A 21,015-nucleotide genomic window follows, 5' to 3' on the forward strand; every position below is an offset into this window, starting at 1 on the left:
ATGACTGATGCCGATATCCCTAAGCCCTGTTAGCGGATACGCACACGCTTTTTGTCACTCACGATTTTTTTCAGTTCAGCTTTGAGTGTGTCTACAAACTGATCCACTGATTCTTCTGTTTCCAGATAGACACTGCTGGAGGTTTTGCTGTAAATGCTAGCAACATCAACTTCTACCACTGGTTTCGGTGGCACTACGGCTGTCACAGTCTGTACCGGACTCGCAGCAGGTGTTGATGTAGCTGGGCTGGAGGTGATTGCAGTGTTGGTTACACTATCGGCTTTGCTCTGAGCCAGTTGTGCCGCTTTGGCCTGACGCTGGATTTCCGCCTGAACTTCGCTTTCCAGCTCATACAAGGCTTCATCAAAACGCTCGACGCTGGTTTGGGTTTGCAGCATATAGATGGTAGATAGGCTAGTTTCCACTTCAATATCCGCTTTCAGCAATTGCAGCGGACGTAGTAGCTTGTTACTCAGCTCAGCAGTAGCGATGCCACTGTTTTTAATCTCGGCTTCCAGCTGCTTGATTTTGTCATCAATGTGTTCTATCGCCTGACTGCGCTTTTCTGTCAACAATTGCTCATTGACGCTTTCCACGGTGCGAACTAAATCAGCCACTTTATTTAACAGGCCGTAAGGAGATTCAGTGGTCGAAATGCGATGTAATTCGGAGAGGGCTTTTTTTGCCACATCATCACTGCCCAGCGCCTGTTTGTTTTTCTCAAAATGACGTAAGGCCTGTTGCAGTTGCTGCCAGCTTGGCATCTGATTACTAAAGAATTCATGAATGTCACGATAGTCTTCTTCCAGATCCAGATAGTCGTCCTTGTTCTCGACCACGGCCTTAAAGAAATCAAAGCTGTCGCTATTGGCTAGCAAACGCTCCAAAGTCAGAATCGATTTTTCAATCACTTTCTTGCCCGGGAACTGCCCGACATCAGTTTTACTCTTATACGACTTAAAGTTGGCTAACCAAGTTTTAAAGTTTTGGATATAAAATTCAAATAGCTCTTTCTCTGTCGCTGGTCCCATAGCCGAGAATAGATCTTGGGTCAGTTGGCGTGCCTGTCTCAACACCTGATCATCAGTCTGGCGTTTTTTAATGATCGACACATCACGGCGACGGCGGCTGTTTTGTAAAGGCTCAAAGGCATCTTTTAACTGTAAGCTGCCACCATTTAACTGCAGTGAAATCCGCCCCATCACAGCCAGTTGACCTACCAGCAGTAAAATCTCGGCATCCGGCCAGCCATAAGGGCGTTTAGCAAAACGATCCACCACATCCGACACCAGAATACGTTCGGTACCAGTTGCACGCAGTGAGATGTACTGTTCGACATCCTGCATGGCTTTTGGATTACTCTGCCCTCCATTCAGAGACAATCCGAGCTGTGCCATATCATCTACACTCAGCACGGCGTTCAGTTCACGCCAGGCATCCTGCTGATAGACTTGCAGATAGCTCAGTTTGGTATAGGTATTTTCCAGCAAATAACGACAAGCCTCATCCAGCTTGGTGGTTGGACTTGATGATGAAAGTTGTAGGTGTTGACCCAGTGCATAACTTTCCGCGTCCAGCAACATTTCTTCGACCCGGGCACGCAGGCGTTTTTTACGCTCTTGGTTCTCACGGCCACGGTCTGCCAAGATACGGCTGATATCCGATTGGGTGCCATCATCATTCCAACGAATAAATTTATTGGTTTTCAGCCAGGTGCGCAGCTCATTAAAAAACTGTTTATCGTCTGCCAGTTTAAACAGCACTTGCCCTTCGGCCTCGGCGCTTTTACCAATACAGAAAGCTTCGGTATAGAGGTTATATTCAGTATCCAGTGGAGAAATGATCTCAACTTTTAAATCGCTCTCATACTTGCCATCCAGGCTATGACTATCCAGGAAACGTCCAATCTGATAGTCCATCTTATTGGCCTGATGGCGGTATTTGTTCTGATCCCGCAGTAAATCTTTAAAAACAAACTCGGCTAATGCTTTATTTTCTTCTGAAGCTGCTAAGTCAGTGGCTTTAATTTTGCGGGTAATATCGCGTTCTTCATTGGTCAGGAACAGGAACTCATCACCATTCCTCGTAATCAGGCTCTCTTTTTCCAGACGCATTAGGCTTTCTTCAATCCGCTTGCGTAATGCCAGCTTATCTTCATCAATTTTCTCAATCGACAAAGTCACCAGGTTATCCAAGGTACCTTTGATGATATCGACATAGCGGATCATGAACAGGGTACGCAGCATCTGTACGTCAAAACCATCCAGGGTCTTATTCTGCCCTGCCTGGTCGATGGTACGCTTCACTGCTGTATCCAGAAATCCTTCCACTGAAGTATAGAAACGGTGGAAAGGAACCAGAGCACCGACTTCATCTGTAGCAATCGCATTGGCGGCCATCTGGAACGCATCCAACATGGACCGTTCACCATAGGCCAGGTGTGCACCGGTCGCACCGACCTTACGGATTTCTTCAAATACTTTTTGCACCAGCTGGAAATGGTACGGCGCAAAAGGATAGTTATGGATAAAGCTGTCTGGACCCTCATAGTTCTTGAGGGTTGGGCCTGAACGGTCAAAGGTAATCTGGTTTTTGAGAATATCACCCTTTTGCTCAAACACCGATCTGAGCAATGCTTCAGCTTCTGGGGTTTTACGTAATAAACGTTTCTGGATGACTTCATCGGTATTTGAACTGGACAGCGATAAACGGGTTTTAAAACGTCCAGCAATCTTGGAGAAATCATTGGCTTTGGAAGAAGACATCTCACCTAAAACAGCATCGATGTCTGCCTGTGAGGTGACGATAATCCAGGCCCGGCCTTTACAGATCGTACCCAGGTTTTCAGTAATGGTTTGCAGGGTCAGCATCAAACGGGTATCGCTGCCAATAAACTGCCCCACTTCATCCACCAGAAACAACATCCGTTGCTGTGGTCCTTTGCTGTCTAGGTATTCTTTCACCCACTGACAGAAGTTTTCAACCGAAACACTAAAGGTCTGCTCAGAATCCTCAAACCATTTATGCGCTGCTTCTGCTGATAGGTTGAGTGCCTGAGAAATCGCAGTTTCGACATCATCCTGATAGAACTGATATCCGTCACGTTCTTCTAGCCAAGACATGCCGCTGGATTCTTCAAAAGCCTGTTTAAAGCGTTCATAGACGCCTTTCTGGCTCAGATGACGTTCCATATGGGCAATATGTGGATGGTCAGCACTAAAACCCTGATACTCATTAAACACCCGTAAAAACACATTCAGGATAGGATTGCCATCATCATTGGAGCTGGCTTTACTGTCGATGTTAAACAGGATGACATCGGCATGATGGCTGACGGCCTTGCCAATATCGGCACGGATAAATGCATCGCGGATTTTAGTTTCATCAAAGAATTCTGCAGCACTGCGTTCGTTACCTTGCGCATCACGTGCCACTTTATTGGCCAGAATATACGACAAGGTTTTCAGGAAATGTGATTTACCTGAACCAAAGAAGCCTGAAATCCATACGCCGACCCGGTTGGCAATCGAAGGATCGCTCAGGTCTGTACCATAAGACTGGAAAAAGTCACGAAAATGCTTTTCCAGTTCATTGGTGACCACATACTCATCGAGTTCCTGATAAACCGTGGTATTGTCATTCTGGTCTGCCTTGACCACCCCGTTTATCGCACGATCTAATGGCTTGTAAAAAAGTTCTTTAATGTTCATCTCAATCCATTCCCCCGAATTCTTATTTCTATTTGCCGTGTTTAAGGCACTAATCTGAATGCTCTGTAGTAATTGTTACTTGGAATTTTTCCAAATAAACTCATCGCTTGACCGTCGTAATAGCCTGGGTAAAACAGCACCACTGGCTTATGCCCCAGTAACGAATGCAAACTATTCAATAAGTGATGGGCACGTAACAGTGGCCAAACCGACCCTACCCCAGTCATCAACACAATATCTTGCGCATTGGTAGCATATTTACTCACCAGATAAGGCGCGAACTTATCCATATGCAGTGGGCCCTTTAAGGCTTTGAGCAGCGCTTCATCGCCTTTTGCTTTTTGCATTTGAATGGCTTTATCGATGAAGTTACGCTCAGCCAGATAATCCACCACGGCTTGCAGCAGGTTGATATTCACCACCTTCAGCTGACTGTGTTTTTTCTCCAGCATCCCGTCTAGAAAATGCAGATATTCGCGCACTTTCAACTCATCTTCAGGTGCATAATCAAAAATCCAGAAGCCAATTTCATTGCCCAGTCCTTGCCCGGTGAGAAACTCGGTGGAAAGAATTCGCTCTGGAATCTGGTTCAGACGCTCATGTATTGTTTGACTCATTGCTGCCCCTCTACAACTACCGCGTCCATAGCGACACTTCTATAGATCTTTTAATGCGTTGTTTATAATGTTCTTCCAACAGGCTACGCAGCTCTGCTCTGACGATCACGCGCTGTAACTCCAGCTTACGGGTACTTTTTAAGTAACCGGCTTCTGCCAGCATGCGAAACACCACCTGCCCCATTTTTTTCTTGCTGGACTCTTTCCATTCGCAGATATCCGGATCGCGTTGTGAGCGCTCATCCAGAAAGTCTGACCAGATATAACTGTCCAAGTATTGCGCCTGGGAGATATAGGCATCCCTCATCACCGTTTCCATAAACTCAAGCAGCAACAGGTTGCGTTCCAGTGCCCCACAAAAAGCCACCTGGGTCGCCAGCTCATCATCCCCATCACGCAAAGCTTTCCAGAAATCAGGCTCTAAGCGTTCAAGACGCTTACGAATGGCAGTGGCGTTACGTTGGGCTGAAGCAGGCGTTCTTTTTTGCAGAATATTGTCAACCTGAATGGCCTGATGCCATATTTCTGGAGTCGCTTCTCGTAATAACAGATCCGCGATCAGCCGGCTTTCACGCACCATCAGGGAGCCACCAATCAGGTCACTGTCATAATGAAATTGTTCTAACATGGCCAATCTCCTATGAGGCCTGATCAAACAGGTAAGACGACAGCTTTTCGATATCTGAGCGTTGTAGTACCAAGGGATATTTCAAGGCATCATCCGCCTCAGCCAGCGTGATCGCGGCCTGATAGCGCTGCAAGGTATAGTGAGCCAGGGCTTTTTTCACCGGAATCTGTAATCTGCCATCAGGCATGCCGAAGTCTTTTTCGACCAGCGCTTTTTGAGCTTCATTCAATTTTGGATTAGGGATCAGCGTCAGTACAATTTCTTCATGCCATTGCTGATCCTGAGCAGGGTCTACTGACTCAATCGCTACCACAACAGGTGTGCGATCAATTCTGGAGAGTAAAAAGTCCTTAAACTGCTTGCTCTGATGGCAATAGGCACGGACATGCCAGCGAAAACCGGTATACACCAGGGTATGTGGGGAAATCATGCGTTCATGCCACTGCGGATTCTGCATGGAGGCATAAATCATTTTTAAAGTACTTTGGTTGCGGCAGGCACGCAAAACTTCCCGAATCACTTCAGGACGTACACTGCGATCAGGTAATTGAACTGCTGCAAGATTCGGTTCTGGCATCGCAATCAGGGCATGCGATTCACTAACCAAACCTGACAACATATTGAGATATTCATTGATATGCGCTGTAGTCAGTACAGGCTGGAAACTGGCTTTAGGCACATAACCCTTGACTGAGGGGTCATGAATCAAGGCATCGGAGTTATACAGCGTATTGTAACGCTTGATATCCGCAGAAGCCTGCTGTCGACTGAGCCCAAACCAGCTCATCAAACGATTGGTAACCAAACGACCTTCCCAGTATGCAAGGAGCTCGATCGCCCGCATTCTAAGAAGCACTTCATGCTTATCTGTCGCCATATACCAATCAGTCAATAAATAAGATTTCTAAGACTACCCCACAGCAAATGTACAGTAAACATTTTTTACGGTATTTTCAAAAATAATTTAATTTTTTTAGTCTAATCTTAGGAGATTCATGACTTATTTATTATTTACCCCGTCCACAGTAAATAATTATTTTCTTTCCCTTGAGCATATGCCCACTCTGCCACCCTATGTGACCGCTCTTTATCTGTTAAAAAACCAAGTACAGAAATTCGATCCACAATAATCAAATCCTGTTCTTCGTTACGTTCTTGCCACTTATGCAAAAACTCATTTGATGCCAACAAATTACTTTTCTTAGAATTACAGTTTGAGTCCGCCAACACAAAATTATGACCTGTATCTGATGGATACATAGACCATGGAATGAAATGATCAACGGCGTAATTGCCATTGCGCATCGGTTTATTGCAGTAGAAGCATTTACAGTCCTGTAGATCGACCAATACATTTGCTACCGCATTCAACTGGTTTCTACTCGGCTCAAACATGAATTGTTCAAGATTAGGTAATTGATTCAAGATGGCTGCATTGCTGCTGTTCTTACGGATATAGTCAATCCAACGTTTCTGGCAAAGCTCTTCGATGATTTCACTAAACTGTCGTAAGCAAAACATGACTTGAGGCAAAAGGGTAAGCTGCTTTCCACACCGATCAAGCTGATATAAAAACTCAAAATTTTCACCATTGATGTTTTGCAAGTAGCGGACTGGCATGTCTTTTACAGTGCGAGCGACATCTTTAACTAGCTTCAACCACACCAATGAATCTCGTCTTAATAACCCCAAAGAAGAGTAGCTTTGCCGAAGCTGTATAATGCGATTCACAATGGCAGCTTGTTTACCATTGTTCTGATTTAAAATCAGCTGCCCTTCATCATTAAAGGTATAGGGTACTGCTTGCTTCCAATACAGCTCGATAAACTTCTCAGCGATATCCGTATATTCGAGTGATAGAATCTCACCTGAATCTTCACCTTTTTCAATAGCTAATCGGCTTAGGCTAATCAGCAACGCAAATTTATAGGTGCTACTAAAACTACCCGACTGTAAAATCAGCTGAATATTTTTTAGAAATTTAAGTTGTTCTTGTGCAGTAGGTATATGCACATTAATCCTCTACTAAATAGATAATATAATTTGAATCATTCATTAAACATAGTCAAAGTATTCACCAAGTTTAATTCACGACAAAGCATGAAATTTGTCTGCTCGAACAACCTTTCAAACACTGGATGCCCTGATAATTGCTGAGTACCACGAAATGGATGATCCCGATATTCTGGCATTACCGGAAACTCTGCATTCCTCACTCTCAGCTCAAAGCTCAATGCATCAAACCAGTCTTTATCAAAGCTCTTATCTTTAAGTTTAACCAGCTCGTTTGCCGCTACCGGGTAGGTCACCCAGAGCTTACGCATCATTCCCTGTTGCTCAACTTCCTTTGTATAGCTATCCGTTTCTGACTCAAGAACAGAAGAAATCATATTCGTAATTTCCCGAATGTGCTTTTGAATGTTCTTGTAAACATTCAACTGTGGGAATCTTCTCTGCAGGGCGATTAACTCATTTCGGAATTTCCTTAAAGAATCTTGTGAGAGATTATCATTGGCAATATCGAAAGACTCCTTATTACCAAAGTTCGAGCGATCTTCCATGATCATAGGCCCACAGATATAGATATTTTCAGGAATGGTCAAAGCATCTTCCTGATCGCTAATAGTGAGTAATCTGGACTTAAGCGAATGATTGTCCCGGCACCATTTCTCGTAGAACTGAAGTTCTTTTAACTCAGGTGTTAATGTAGGTGTGTAAAAACTTCGGTATTTGTTGGTCTTAGTGCTATAGGTGGAACTGAGCTTATTTGCTGAGTAAACCGTTTGGGCCTTCTCTACCACAGCCTTAAGCCTACCTACCAACTCACCTTCAGTTGCAACAATTTTATAAAGAACACTATTCACGTCCTTCATAAAATCCCTAATCAAAGAAGCTAAACCCGGTTTATCACTGGCTTTATCCTTCACCTCACCAATTGGGATCATGGCAATCTGAGTTTTTTTGAAGCCAGCATCCCCAGTGATACGAGTGTATAAAGTCCCACGAATAAGCATGAAAATTGAGAGCATATCCAATGAGCTCTTAACTTTATATTCAAGCTCTGTCTGAGTTTCATCATTAGATACCAAGTAGAAATCTTCTACCAGAATCGTCAGCAGACGATCACGTTCATCGCCGTTGACCCACTCATTTTTCTCTTTATCCAAATATCCACCACGTCCCCGGTAAACAAGCTGGGCGATTTCCATTAAAGAGGCTTCAATTGCGAAACGAGGCATGGCAGCAATGATTGAATCACAGTTCGGGAACGAAATACCCCTAGCTGCAGTCGAAGTAATCAGTACGACTTGCAATGTATCTTTGCGCTCAAGCAATTCTGAACGGTGGTATCCCATTAATTGGCTATCAAAAATGCCGATCTTAGAGCGTTCAACCACTCCTTCATCGACTAATGCATCTCTGAGTGCAGCCAATGCATTTTTATCCTGAGCAAAGTAGATAACTTGCTTTTTACCATCTTCAAGATTCTTTTGAATAAGCTCGATAGCAGTCTGTTGAGTCCTTTCCCCAGCTTTCTGGCGAAATAGATGAGTCAGGTTCTTATCCAATCCAAAATCATCTGTTTCAGGGACTACGGCGTATTGCTTGAGCATATATTGGATTTTAAGATCACTTGCCGGGTAACAGTTCGCCATGATATGGATACTAGAACGAACAGAGTTACCATCATCCAGATCTGCAGTCTGCATCTTGAATGGGAAATTACCCAAAGATGGAGAGATGAACATTTTTGCTGGTAACTGATCCTGTTTCTTCATATAGTTCTGGATTGCATTCACATTACTGAGGGATGCATCAGCAAGAATCACAGTCACCGTAAATGGTGAATTACCTTGAAACGGTTCAATGAAGTTTTTGGAAAGGAATTTCAGCATCTCATTGATAAAAGTACGTGTGCCTGAATCCCCTGTAATTTCATCAAACATCACCACAATGTTAGGGAACTTTTTGGCAAACTCTCTCCGTTCGATTTTGGCCTCTGTCGGCTTCTTATCGATTTTGTATTGGAACATTTTTTCCAGCCCATCCAAACTGGAAGCTGCCACAGTTTTATTTTGGTTTTCCCTTGGGTTTCGTGGTCCAGCTGGTGTGGTGTTATATGGCATGAATGCCTGACTTGCTACAGTCATCGTCAGTTTATTGAGCTCTGGATGGAACCCAAGCAATTGCTGGGTCGCTTCCCCTAATGAATCAAACACTCTGGCAAACTTCTTATTGGTTGCCGTAATTTTAGATTCTGAGGTATTGGCATAGCGTCTATTGGCATTTGCATTCTGTTCCAGGTCTTTGATCTTCCGGTATTCATCTTGTTTGAACAATAGAACACTTGAGCCATGATCTATCTTCATATCTTCAACACCACCCACAATAGCGGCACCACGAGCATTCACCTTACAATCCGTATTGTGAATCTTCGAATAGATTTGCTGTGCCTGTGTCACCACATCACTGTTACTGGTAATCGTAGCTGATATTTTAGATAAATCACTGACCACATCATCGTTAATCAACACTCGTGGACTGGCGTAGAAGAAGAAAAACCCTTCCAAATCTACCAACAAGGTCTTAACGCTCGATGTTTTCCCAATCCCCGGCGTACCAGTCAAACAGATGAAATTCACCCGACCTTGTTTACTTTCCTTCAGTGCCAGTACTACGGCGCATTTATGCAAATCACGTAAGGTGAATGAAGTTTTATTCTCAATTTTTCCCTTACGAATTGTTTTAAACTCAGCCTGCACCATCTCTTTAAGTTTTTGGTTATGGTCTTCGTCATCGACTTGCCGATCTATCAAGTCAAAAACCCACTCTAAAGCCAGTGGCTGGTTAGGATTCACAAAATCCTTAAGCCTTTCAGTAATAGTGAAAGTAAGATCCTGACCGTAGGAAATATCGCTAATATTTTTGGACACGATTTCCGAGATGTTTTTGACAGGTTCATTCACCAGATAATTCAGAATCTCAACTTGCAGTTTCGTGCGTTCATCCATATCGTCCAGACTCAGAACGTTATCCTGATACTCCTTGCCCAGCTGATACATAATTTCCAGCTCTGGTGATTTATCTTTATCCGCAAATTCAGCAGAGATGTACTCACTTCCCCGGCTGGTGATCGCCATCACACTCAGACGAATATTTGGCATGTCATCTTGTTCAAACTGCCATTTAAAAGAATCAACAAAAGTGGTTGCATACGAACAGCCTTGCGCCATCTTAAATAGGACTTTTTCCTTACGGACATAGGCTCTCAAGTATTCACGTAGTTTTTTTGAGAACTTAAATGGGATCTCTTGAGCTTCTGCATTCACGTATGAGAAAACACTTTGGGATTCAGAATGTTTGATGTAACGCTTGTACTCTTGCAAATATGTACAAGAATCCTTGGCGTTGAATTGTTCTGGTTCACCTAAAACGTAAAATAATGAATATTCCTGAACCAGCACATGATAGTTGGATTTGACTTTGATTACCGCCAAGAAATCAGCACGACCAAACATACCCTTACCAAACATTTTAGCGTGGGTAAGACTGAATTGTTGATTCCATGTTTCCAACGCCTTCTCCTTGAAGGCTTTAATAGCAATATGTTCTTCCTCAGTTGTGTAGTCATCTACAATGGTCTGGGTTATATCGTTCGGCATTGTCAGCGGACACCAGATGCCAGATAAGCTCCAATTTGGTCTTGCATTCGCCGTTTTAGCCCTTGAAATACCTTTTGGCTTGATCTTTCTTAGAAACTCACGAGTATTGGTATAACCATGCCCGAATCCAGTTTTTATCAATTGCTGAAAATAGCTTTCGATATTTTCATGGATAGCGGCATTAATGACATCGCTATATAGCGCTTCCTTCATTTCCTGAAAGACATCAGCAATCTGTTTACTATTCCATTCTGCTACTACAGGATGGCTGGCTGATAATAGCTTTGCATCAAGCAAAGCCATAATCGAACCACGTTTAACAGCGATCTCATAAACCTCGCCCCAAACTTTGGCTTCATTGTTCACCACGGCGCTTACTCCACATCAGTCGCTAAAATTTCTTCAGCTCCCTCTGGAATCGGCTCGATTGGATCAATCAAGTCTTCATTCTTCAGAATAACGTATTCTTCGAGCTTGCCGATTAAGGCTGGCAGACTCATGACGACTTCGCCTTTATTTAGACGACTCGACACGATGACTTCACCAAGCTCTTGAATGCCAGTGGTGCCACGAATATGGGAAGGCTCAAGTACCGGAGTGAAGTTTTTGCCAGCTGTAGGACGTTCAGACTCAAAGTAATGCAGACCACGCAATACAGAGCGAATTGATTTCATTTCATTGGAATCATTCACATCAATAATTTTACTGTGCAATCTGATTCGCTTATCGTTATGAATCGAATGCTCCTGACTGGTTAGCATATAGAAATACGAACATATACCATTCTGAGTACGAACACCCACAGTACGTTTAGTCGCAAAGCTATATACGGACAAGGATTGTTTATATTCTTTTTGATTGATAATCGCCGTATGGTACTGATGGTGCGGTACCTCATAGACACGACTGTTATCACTGGTTTTTAAGCTCAGTGCTGGGATCGTATCAGACTGGAATGGATAGAAATTCATATTCGGGAACAACTGATCAAGTTGATCCAAAGCACTTTCACTTTCATGAATCAAGTTGCTGGTTTCAGTCTTACCGATCTTACGCTGCGCAAAATGGTGTGAAAGCAATACAACATCTTCAAAACCATCTGACTGCAGTTTTTCGATGATACGGTGCATCGCCTTACTTGTTCTCAGATTATCTTCAGCAACTGGGGCATGACTGACCTTCTGTAGTGATAAGCGACCTTGTTTATCGTTGATACGCTCAAGTGTATAGACGTAGCAGATGTAGCCATAATCTGGTTTAAGAAGTAGCAAATCCTTCTGATGCTGATACTTAAATTCCACATCATTCTCAGGTCGAGAGTTATAGCTAATACAGGCAATTTTATCCTTAGTGCCCTCAAATGGGATGATGATTTCTGAATATCCTGACAGTGCTTCAATTGCAGCCTGAATACGGTAAGTCACTGTTTTATCCATTGCGAGGTTCACCGGGGCACAAACTCGCTCACCATTTTGATTACCATAAGGCATAGGATCTGGTTGATACTTAAGGCCCTGTACCTTCACAATAGCATTATCATTGTTCAGCAACTTCTCAAGGGTATAAGCGGTTGCATACGCTCGTTTACACTCAGGATTAAACCCACCTTTTTGGATCTTTTTTGATTTCCTTTGAAATTGGGCTTTTTCTTCATTCTCATGTTCATCAACTGAGTCAATTCGCATTACAGGTACATATAAGCGCTCTTCAATACCCAGTTGATTTTTTACTTCTTTAATCAGATGTTTAAGGAATAGATGAATCGCAATCGAAAAACATGACGTACTGATGATCAAAGCATTTTCTTTTTCATCCAAACATAATTGAGCATGGCCGCCTTTTAGGTCACTCAATCGAAATAGCTTAGATGAATAATGAATCATGACCTTGTATTTAGATAACAAGTTGTCATAACTTAAGCTATCAGGATGATAAAAATGTGGCAGCCCATTGTCGCTGACCTTCTTGTTGGTCGGCACCATCAATACTGGTAAACAAGGAATATTCAGATTACGAGCGACATCAAATTGATCTAGGTCGGTATTAGGATTCTCAATCGGTACCAACGTTCGAATTTTCAGTGTGGAATTAAACTCAATCTCGCTTAGGGCTTTACGAGCATAATCATTCTTTCGAATGATTTCGTCTTGGCTCATTTTCGCCAATTTTTTACGGCTAGCATCCACCATCGAGATGTAGCTGTAAAAGTTCGATTCTTTACCCTTAAATATACTAAAGAACTGTTCCGAATCTTCACCAATTGAACTCTTGAATACATCTAGATTCACAATACTTGGAAGGATGTAGAGTACGGTTTTAAGACTACTATCCTTTTCCATCTCACTAATGATGGAATCCAGATTCGCTTTTAGCGCCGTAGTGATCGTAGACGTGATCGCCTCCATTCGCTCATGCATTTTTTCGGTATTGAGCTTTTCGTCTAAGATACGAGTAAGGTTAAGTCGGATTTTTTGAGGATTCTTGAATGCATCAACCAGTTTATTGAATGCCCCTTCAAAATCTGAAATCTTCATGTCTGCCCCAGATAGGACGAAGTACATCATAATGAGCTGGAACATCTCTACTTGAGCAACACGATCTGAGCACTCTTTGCTTAATCGTTCTTCAGAAATCGGCTGACCTTTATCATCCACAATATCCTTCAGCAGCAATGCTTTATTGATAGTATGCAGACGAGCTTCATATGCAGTCAGCATGGTATCCGTGTCCGAACGATATCCTTTGCCTGTCTTATAATTGATCCGCAACTTAGAGTTAAAGGAACTTACCTTTTCCTCTTTAACAAACTCACCATTCACCCGAAAGGCATAAGTGACTTCACGTTTTAGAGAGAGCCCTTCCTTATCCTCATGACGACTATCATTTATTTCAATTTTTGGTTTTACCCAAATTGGTAATGCGTCTGTTGCATTTACATAAGCTAGTAATGCATTAAAATCAACTTTACCTACAGCGCCGTAGATAGCACCAAAATCAATGCCATAGTCTTTAATGGCTTCAGTCGTTTCATCATTCCAAGGTGCAATTCGATCACCGAAAATCTCAAAAAAAGCGACTGCTTTACGGATATAAGAAACAGCAGCTTCACGTTTAAATTCATTTCGTTCATTCTGCTCAATGTGATCAGCAATGATCTCCATTATTTTAAAGCAATTTCGGATACGTGCTCGTGGTAGTGCTTTAGTTTCTACAAAATGAAGTAAATTTTGGATGTCGTTATTTTCAACTGAACATTCAGCATCAAGAATTTCCTCCATACGTTCAGCAACCTCTAATGGCATCTTTTCGCCAGCTGAGTAGGACTGTTTCACGATGGCTTTAATAGCATCACGAACTTCTTTCACCCATTTAGGTTTGCTGAGTTCTTCCGTTACAGTAAACAGTCGCAATTCGCCATCTTTTGCTTTTAAGTCGTTTGTATATTGCAAAGAAGCTACTTTAGATTGTCCTTTGACTTGCATAGGATACTGAGAATTTTTGGCAATCACTGGATCAGAATATTTGAGATCGCCTAAGAATTGGTTGAGAAAATTCAGTGCCATACCTGTCGGAGCATTTTGAAGTACTTGCTGAACAATTTCAGACATCACTTGGTCTAAATCACGATAGGTCTGGGCAGTTTTAGCTTCAGATTCCTTATCAAATAAAGTGCTTATTCTGAGTTTTGAATCTTCAGGTAATAATTGAATATCTTTGATGATGTTATAAATTGGCTTTGAATCGTTTTTAGTCCCGATCTGCTTAAATACTGCAGACACAAAAGCGGTGGCATCAAAATGCAAATTATGAGAAGGCCCATAATAATTGAAGAAATGATCTGATTGATGGTTTTTAAGAGTCCCCACCATGGCTTTTAATAAAGGGGAAAGAATTATTTTAGGTGCGAGTGTACTTAGTTCTGTACTAGAACCATTGTTATTTAATTGCATTAAGTTTTTCCATGATAAAGTTGGCACTAAGAGGTCTTTTTATATTTATTAAATATCAAAATCCTCTGTCTGAACTTTGATCATATTTTTTTTAATTAAGAATGTAAATATAAGTTATTTAGAGATTTCTTAAATCGCCACACATATCTTGATATTATGGGAGTAATTAAATCATATTGATAACCATAATTTTCTATATAACTTGGAAACTTGTACAGTAAAATGACTTCATAAACAGACGCGGATTAAAAACCATGGAATCCTCGGTAGCCTATAAATAACCGAAGTTATAAGTAGAGGTTAAGCAGCCATTAAAGGTGATCTTCCTTTGTTAGCTTGTTGTGGTCTTTCATGATTCGAATGCCACACCCAATCAGTTATGTAGTCCTTGTGTCCTGCCATTTTTCAATAGCTAATCGTTTGAGAATAATCAATAGTGCAAATTTATAATGACCACTAAAACTCTCCGACTATAGAACCAGTTGGATATTTTTTAAGAATTTCAATTTTTTTGAGCTGTAAGAATAAAATCAGGCATGTTTTTCCCAAAGTATATTCAGCCATTTTTCTTGTCGATCATGTCGCTGATCTACTGTAATCCACTGTTTTAATACCCTAACCCCATTCAACTGGTCTAACAATTCCTGAGCCTGCTCTTCATTTAAGTCAGTAAACGCCCTACCGCCTTTTTCTCTATCTGCTGTTCCATATTTAAAAGACATATAGCACACACCGCCACGGCGTAATGCAGCATGAATACGTTTTAAAACATCAGGGAGTCTATTACGAGCACAATGTAGTAAAGAGGCACATGCCCATACCCCATCATAAACATCGTGCATATCAAGCTCATAAAAACTTTGCTGCTGAACAGCGATACCAGTCAGTTGGCTCGCTCGTTCGACCAATACTTCAGAATAGTCGATAGCATCAACTTGATAGCCTTTATTTTTAAAAGCCAAACTGTCACGTCCTGAGCCACAGCCTAAATCCAGGATGCGTGCTGAATCTGGCAACTCAGCTAAAAATGGTTGGTATAGGCTTTCCATATCCACATACAACGTGGCTTGTAAAAATTGATCTGCGTATTGGTTGTAATAGTCTATTGTTTTCATATTGGTTGCTTAGGCTAAAAACTAAACTCAGTCTACTAAAAAACAAAAAGATAAGGGAGCATTTGCTCCCTTATCTTTTTAGTCAAATAAATCTGCTCTTACTTCTTCCAAAGCACGATCTGACTTAAAACGATTACATATCGGGTGAATAATTGCTCCATTTTCTAAAACACCATAACCACCTTCTGCTTTCGATTCTCGATGATCTACCTCAGTCGACTCAAGGTATAGAGCACTATCACATACTTCACAATAGCTCCATGTTTTCCTTTCCTCACTTTGATAAAGATTTCTTTTGGTCGCGAGTGAAAAATTTAGAGGTTTTTTCTTCTTTGTTAGTCTTACTGATTTCACAAAGCTCACAACATCATCCACAATGCTCTCATCATAATCACCACCAAAACGATCAAGGTAAAAAGCATTAAAATTAATATAATCAAATGATTGACTCATTGAAAGAATGACGGTGTTCAAACAAACTTCATCTTCAAAATCTAAATCCATATTGAGTCCAATACAGATAAAGGCTTGATACACGTTCTTCAATCGCTCATATGATCTGATCCCGCTACCAAACTTACCGACAGTTTCTTTGATCGCTACAGGAATTTTTTCAATTAAACTTTCAACACCACGGCGTGCTCGGGTAAAACCAATAAAATCTAACTTCTTATTCTGTATTTCAAAACAATCTTCTTCAATTTCAAAGACTATAGAGAACCAAGCCAAAAAGGATGTCACTTGAAAACGATTATCTTTATAAAAATATAGTTTTGGGTGTAAGCCCAAACTTGGAATCCGAATACTAATTGGTGGTGTAGCGATACGACACAGCACAACTCTAAGTTTTAGCATTAAATTTTCTACACGCTGACCTTGGTCTATATTCACAGTATTCTGACTAGTATCACCAAACATGATATTCAGGAGTTCATTGACCAAGCCGATTTTTTTACCGTGTGTTAAATCCGGCTCTAAAAGTATTATCTTAAAAAGATGATCATGAATTTGCTCACCCAAAGTGATCACTTCATTTATCCGCTCGTAATTCAGTTCAGCCAAGTTGGATTTATTATCGTTTATATAACAACACGCATAAATCACATAAAAAGCATCACTCCCCCTATTTTGTAAATGATATTCTTCATCTGGATCTAATCGTTTCGTATCCGAATTGATTGAACAAAAGGCTTTTCGAGCTTCCTCAGGTGTCCCAATGACTTCAATAAAATTAATTTTGGTTGATTTTAATTTTTGCTGAAACTCAGAATCGCTACATAACTCTTGAAAATCAGCTAATCCACCTAATCGATTACGAATCTGACGAATATCTCGTTTTTGTGGTGCCGTGAATTTCGGGGCTCCTATTACTTGCTCATCAATAAAGTATCTTTTGATCCAAGCATAGATAATTGAAATCCTGTGCCCACCATCGATGATATAAATATTACCAGCAGCATCTTTCCAATAGCGAACGCATAAATTGACATTACGATCATTCAAACAGTTTAGAATAAACTCCTGAATTTCAGCAGGGCTCCAACACTCTGTGGAGCGTTGATTGTCTGCTTTATATAGTTTTTCTAGAATCTCATGGTTGGCGAAGTCATAAAGTGATATTTCAAAGTTATGGTGCAGATTTGAGTGCGACATTTCGTCAAGCACCATCATTTTTCTTTGAATAATATTGGTTAAAAGCTTAGTACGGGCCATTTTATTTTCTCTAGGCAATACTTCTCTATATCTCGTAAGATTACGAAATTTATAAAAGTAAAATTAATTAAACATGACGAAAATTTATTTCGAAAATTTTATTCTTTAAGAACAGAAGAAATAGCTTGGAGAAAATAAAGGATATTATAGAAAGTGTTCATGTCTAGTTCCTGTAGTAATTAATTACAAACAAGCTTCCAACTTTTCCACGAGATGGAGGCAAGCCAAACAGGGGTGGAAATACCGTACTACAGAAGACGGCCAGTCATAGACTGCCCTGCTTGGCCTACCATTACGATAGACTAAACATAGTTAACGCAAAAAACCGCCAAAGCGGTTTACTGCTTCTGTAGTAAATTCAGGTTTCCACGCCTGGTCACAGATTTTGCTGTAACATCTTTATCTTATGTGCATAAATTCAATTGGTCAAATTTTATGATTAATATTTGATCAATTGATTCAAAAATAATTACCTATATTTTTAGAGGCTTAAGAATACAGATGAGTATCTTATAATTTCTAATATTTAGTTGATGTAAACTTATTCGAATGAAGATGTATATATTTGAACGGCGTATTTTAATAAGGGAAGTAGATTGAAACTGCAAATTTTATCGGATACTCACAATTCTAAATATTCAATATCAGAGCAAGCTGATGTCATTATTCATGCTGGAGATTTTTCTAATCGCTTAAGTGGTGCAATTGAGTTTGCCGAAAAATGTAAATCTCTGAATAAAAAATTTATCTTTGTTTTAGGTAATCATGATTACTACAGCTCTAACTACAATTCAATCGTAGATTTCTTGAAAGAAAATTACCCTAAAAATTCACTACTTGATGATAACCATATCAAAATACGAGATAAAATATTTGTTGGCGGCACATTATTTACGAACTTCCGCTCCAATTCCCCACTTACATCTCCTAGCGTACTTTTACAGTCTCAAAAAGATGCTGAACAATCGATTTATGATTTTGATCAAATCATGATTGGCAGTGAGCATCGAACGATAACTGCTAATGACTACATTGAACTATTTAAAAAATATCATCAAAATATTATGCAATTTAAGGATAAAGATAATGTGATTGTCATTACGCACTTCCCGCCTCATTTAGCTTGTCTTGATCCATATTGGGGTACGCATCCTGTTGCATCAGCCCTCAATCCCTATTTTATTAATGACCTAGATGTAAAAGGCTTCAAACTTTGGATTTCTGGACATACCCACACATCAGTGGATACTATAGTCGACGGATGTAGATTAGTAATCAATCCTTTAGGTTATCCACAGGAGCAGGGAAAAAATGGATTTAGAGAAAATTTGATCATCGAAGTTTAAGTTGTCATACTTGAGTTGAACCAATCTAAATCAACTCTAATATCAAAATTCCTGTAGAACTGATGATTTAGATTCTTCGCCATGAATTAGGAGAAACTCATGTCAATTCATTTAGATTCAGAAAATGATAGAAGGAATAAACTTTCAGAACAAATGCTTAAAGATCTACTCGAGATCAATAAACTTCAAGGTAATTCAATTAAAAAAATGAAAGCAGATCAAAATGGTGTCTTTTACGTGGAACAAGAAATATCTATTGAGCAGTTCCTAAAGACACTCTGAGCTTCTCTCACTAAGATCACATCATAACTTTTAATGTTAATTTAAAAACTTAACCAAATTGTATCACCTGTAGTTGCATACATAGTCTCAGACGTTTGTTTTAAGATGTCACACTCATCAATTTCTATTGATAAATCATCACACAGAGTATGATCACTATCTTTAATAGAAATTTCATGCGACTGAATGACTACAGCATGTTGAATCAGTTAAATTTTATCTTGCCTTAAAAGTTGCACACCTCGTAAAGGAAAACTGGAAGAAGTATTTATAATAGGCTGACTCATTTTTCACCAAATATTTTTAGCTATTCATTTCGCTTTCCTAGGGCAAAATGGTGACGAGCTAAATAGGTTTAGGAAAAGCATTCATATTGATGATCGGCTTAAAAACCTCTTATGTAACCCACCATAAAATGGGCAAAATAAAGCCTATAAGAAATTTCAGCACTTTATAACAATAACTTCTTACCTATGAGAATTCAGGTTCCCTACGCATGGTCATAAGTTTTGCTGCAACAATTTCATCTTATGTACAGAAATTAATTTGTTCAAACCAATATGCTTAAAAATACAATCACATAACTTTATCAAAAACTCTTTCAGTGATAAAAAAATTAAATAATTTAATTTGAGCCTTTATTTAATATTTGGGGTGAATGCTCTTTGATCAACATAATTAAATACTTCTCTACGGATTCATAACCTAAAGCAGAAGCCGCATTTTTAGCGAGTTGCATCGTAGTCAAATCTATTTCTAGAGTAATCAAATCTGAATTATCTTCTGACATTTTATATCCCTACTCAGTTATAAAGTCTATATAGAAATCACTAAGCTATGCTTAAAATCATGGTCAAATGTAACGTCATCTGATCCTAGCCAAAACAATGGGCAACGATTCGCTCTAAAGCTAACATAAAGTTAACTTAGGAGATATAAAAATGGATAAACACTATGGTGTCTTTTGCGTGGAACAAGAAATATCCATTGAGCACTTCCTAAAGACACTCTGAACTTCTCTCATTAAGATCGCATCATAACTTTTAATGTAAATTTAAAAACTTAACCAAATTGTATCGCCTGTAGTTGCATACATAGTCTCAGACGTTTGTTTTAAGATGTCACATTCATCTATTTCTATTGATAAATCATCACACAGAGTATGATCTCTATCATTGAGAGAAATTTCATGAGACTGAACGACTACACCATGTTGAATGTGGTTAATTCTATCTTGTTTTAGAAGCTGTTCGCCACGGTAGCTAGCACGCATTTGATTTAGAGCATGTAGACGCCTTTCATTTGTAGTCATTATTATTTTTCTAGACAACAGTTATCTCCTTGCTGTTTATTTGAAATTAAGACTAACAAATTACGACATAAATTGAAATTAGGTATGATCTAGCTATCCGATAATCCCCCCTTTAAAATCACAGCGATGAAATAAAGTTTGATCATTGTATTTAAAATCAATCCTCTAGAAACTAAATTATATTTCGATCAGTTCTAATGACTTTCATAGGAAGATAATGAATTGCATTTAGTATCAACCTGAGATAATTATCTTTTATTACTTCATCTTGATGCTTTTTCACTGAGGATTCAGCGGTTATGTTTGCTCTCTCTTTAGAAGCAATACAATCTCACCTAATATTCACCTCACTTTACAGGTTGCCCAATGTCTGGCTCTTCAACACTCTGAAACGAAGATGAACTACTCATTAAAATTAAAGAATACCCTCTTCTGAGTGCCAATTCTTTATTAATTTCTTGCTCAGCTATACTTGTCTCGCCGTGACTTTTTATGTATTCAGCGCGTTTTTGTATAAATGCTCGCTCACGCTCTCGAACGTTGGAATTCACCGCTGTATTTTCTACTGGGCGAGTAGCTACATAATTATAGCTAATCACTCCGAAAAGTACGATTAAAAAGAAACTGAGTTGCTTCTTTACACTTCTAGTCACAAATCATCCTTTTATATCCAGTTCAG

At 39.9% G+C, this 21,015-nt stretch carries 14 protein-coding genes and 1 pseudogene; 2 read left to right on the forward strand and 13 right to left on the reverse strand.

Annotated features, from left to right (window positions below; all coding sequences use genetic code 11):
• Positions 1–29 precede the first annotated feature (29 nt).
• The 10 genes and pseudogenes from brxC to TOL5_RS12655 form a co-directional block, all read right to left on the reverse strand.
• Positions 30–3,710 carry a BREX system P-loop protein BrxC gene (gene brxC / locus TOL5_RS12615; protein WP_221260378.1) on the reverse strand — a complete coding sequence of 1,227 codons (3,681 nt, stop codon included), beginning with the start codon at positions 3,708–3,710 and terminating at the stop codon, positions 30–32.
• Between the two features lie 41 nt (positions 3,711–3,751).
• Entirely contained in the window at positions 3,752–4,327 is a 576-nt protein-coding gene (locus tag TOL5_RS12620; RefSeq protein ID WP_002010699.1) for a DUF1788 domain-containing protein, read from the reverse strand.
• A 16-nt stretch (positions 4,328–4,343) separates the two neighbouring features.
• On the reverse strand, positions 4,344–4,955 hold the full coding sequence (locus tag TOL5_RS12625; RefSeq protein ID WP_221260379.1) for a DUF1819 family protein: 612 nt from the start codon (positions 4,953–4,955) through the stop codon (positions 4,344–4,346).
• Positions 4,956–4,965: 10 nt separating this feature from the next.
• Complete coding sequence (locus TOL5_RS12630; RefSeq protein WP_221260380.1) at positions 4,966–5,832, reverse strand: WYL domain-containing protein; 867 nt, start codon at positions 5,830–5,832, stop codon at positions 4,966–4,968.
• A gap of 134 nt (positions 5,833–5,966) precedes the next feature.
• Positions 5,967–6,968: an HNH endonuclease domain-containing protein gene (locus TOL5_RS12635; protein ID WP_416378533.1), complete on the reverse strand. Its 1,002-nt coding sequence runs from the start codon at positions 6,966–6,968 to the stop codon at positions 5,967–5,969.
• 35 nt (positions 6,969–7,003) lie between these two features.
• Positions 7,004–10,987, reverse strand: coding sequence for a hypothetical protein (locus tag TOL5_RS12640; RefSeq protein WP_221260381.1), 3,984 nt, complete (start codon positions 10,985–10,987; stop codon positions 7,004–7,006).
• Between the two features lie 5 nt (positions 10,988–10,992).
• Positions 10,993–14,568 (reverse strand): hypothetical protein, encoded by a 3,576-nt coding sequence (locus tag TOL5_RS12645; RefSeq protein WP_019384240.1) that lies wholly within the window; start codon positions 14,566–14,568, stop codon positions 10,993–10,995.
• Positions 14,569–14,957: 389 nt separating this feature from the next.
• A pseudogene (locus tag TOL5_RS22720) lies at positions 14,958–15,106 on the reverse strand (HNH endonuclease); the annotation flags it as partial.
• A complete protein-coding gene (locus tag TOL5_RS12650; protein ID WP_221260382.1) occupies positions 15,099–15,683 on the reverse strand; it encodes a class I SAM-dependent DNA methyltransferase in 585 nt (194 codons plus the stop codon). The gene TOL5_RS12650 and the pseudogene TOL5_RS22720, both read right to left, overlap by 8 nt.
• Before the next feature lie 78 nt (positions 15,684–15,761).
• A complete protein-coding gene (locus tag TOL5_RS12655; protein ID WP_221260383.1) occupies positions 15,762–17,396 on the reverse strand; it encodes an HNH endonuclease in 1,635 nt (544 codons plus the stop codon).
• Positions 17,397–17,992: 596 nt separating this feature from the next.
• Between TOL5_RS12655 and TOL5_RS12660 the strand changes: the two genes are divergently transcribed.
• Both TOL5_RS12660 and TOL5_RS12665 read left to right on the forward strand, forming a co-directional pair.
• Positions 17,993–18,742 (forward strand): metallophosphoesterase family protein, encoded by a 750-nt coding sequence (locus tag TOL5_RS12660; protein ID WP_019384237.1) that lies wholly within the window; start codon positions 17,993–17,995, stop codon positions 18,740–18,742.
• 99 nt (positions 18,743–18,841) lie between these two features.
• Positions 18,842–19,024, forward strand: coding sequence for a hypothetical protein (locus TOL5_RS12665; protein WP_019384236.1), 183 nt, complete (start codon positions 18,842–18,844; stop codon positions 19,022–19,024).
• Between the two features lie 625 nt (positions 19,025–19,649).
• Here TOL5_RS12665 and TOL5_RS12670 read toward each other — a convergent pair.
• The 3 genes from TOL5_RS12670 to TOL5_RS12680 all read right to left on the reverse strand — a co-directional run bounded on the left by TOL5_RS12670 (position 19,650) and on the right by TOL5_RS12680 (position 20,989).
• Entirely contained in the window at positions 19,650–19,814 is a 165-nt protein-coding gene (locus TOL5_RS12670; RefSeq protein ID WP_019384235.1) for a hypothetical protein, read from the reverse strand.
• Positions 19,815–20,078: 264 nt separating this feature from the next.
• The gene (locus TOL5_RS12675) at positions 20,079–20,354 is read right to left on the reverse strand and encodes a hypothetical protein (RefSeq protein WP_026094076.1); all 276 of its coding nucleotides are present in this window, start codon (positions 20,352–20,354) and stop codon (positions 20,079–20,081) included.
• A gap of 329 nt (positions 20,355–20,683) precedes the next feature.
• Positions 20,684–20,989: a hypothetical protein gene (locus TOL5_RS12680; RefSeq protein ID WP_019384233.1), complete on the reverse strand. Its 306-nt coding sequence runs from the start codon at positions 20,987–20,989 to the stop codon at positions 20,684–20,686.
• Positions 20,990–21,015 lie beyond the last annotated feature (26 nt).

Origin of the sequence: Acinetobacter sp. Tol 5 (assembly GCF_019702905.1) — a bacterium.
Classification (GTDB): Bacteria; Pseudomonadota; Gammaproteobacteria; order Pseudomonadales; family Moraxellaceae; genus Acinetobacter; species Acinetobacter bereziniae.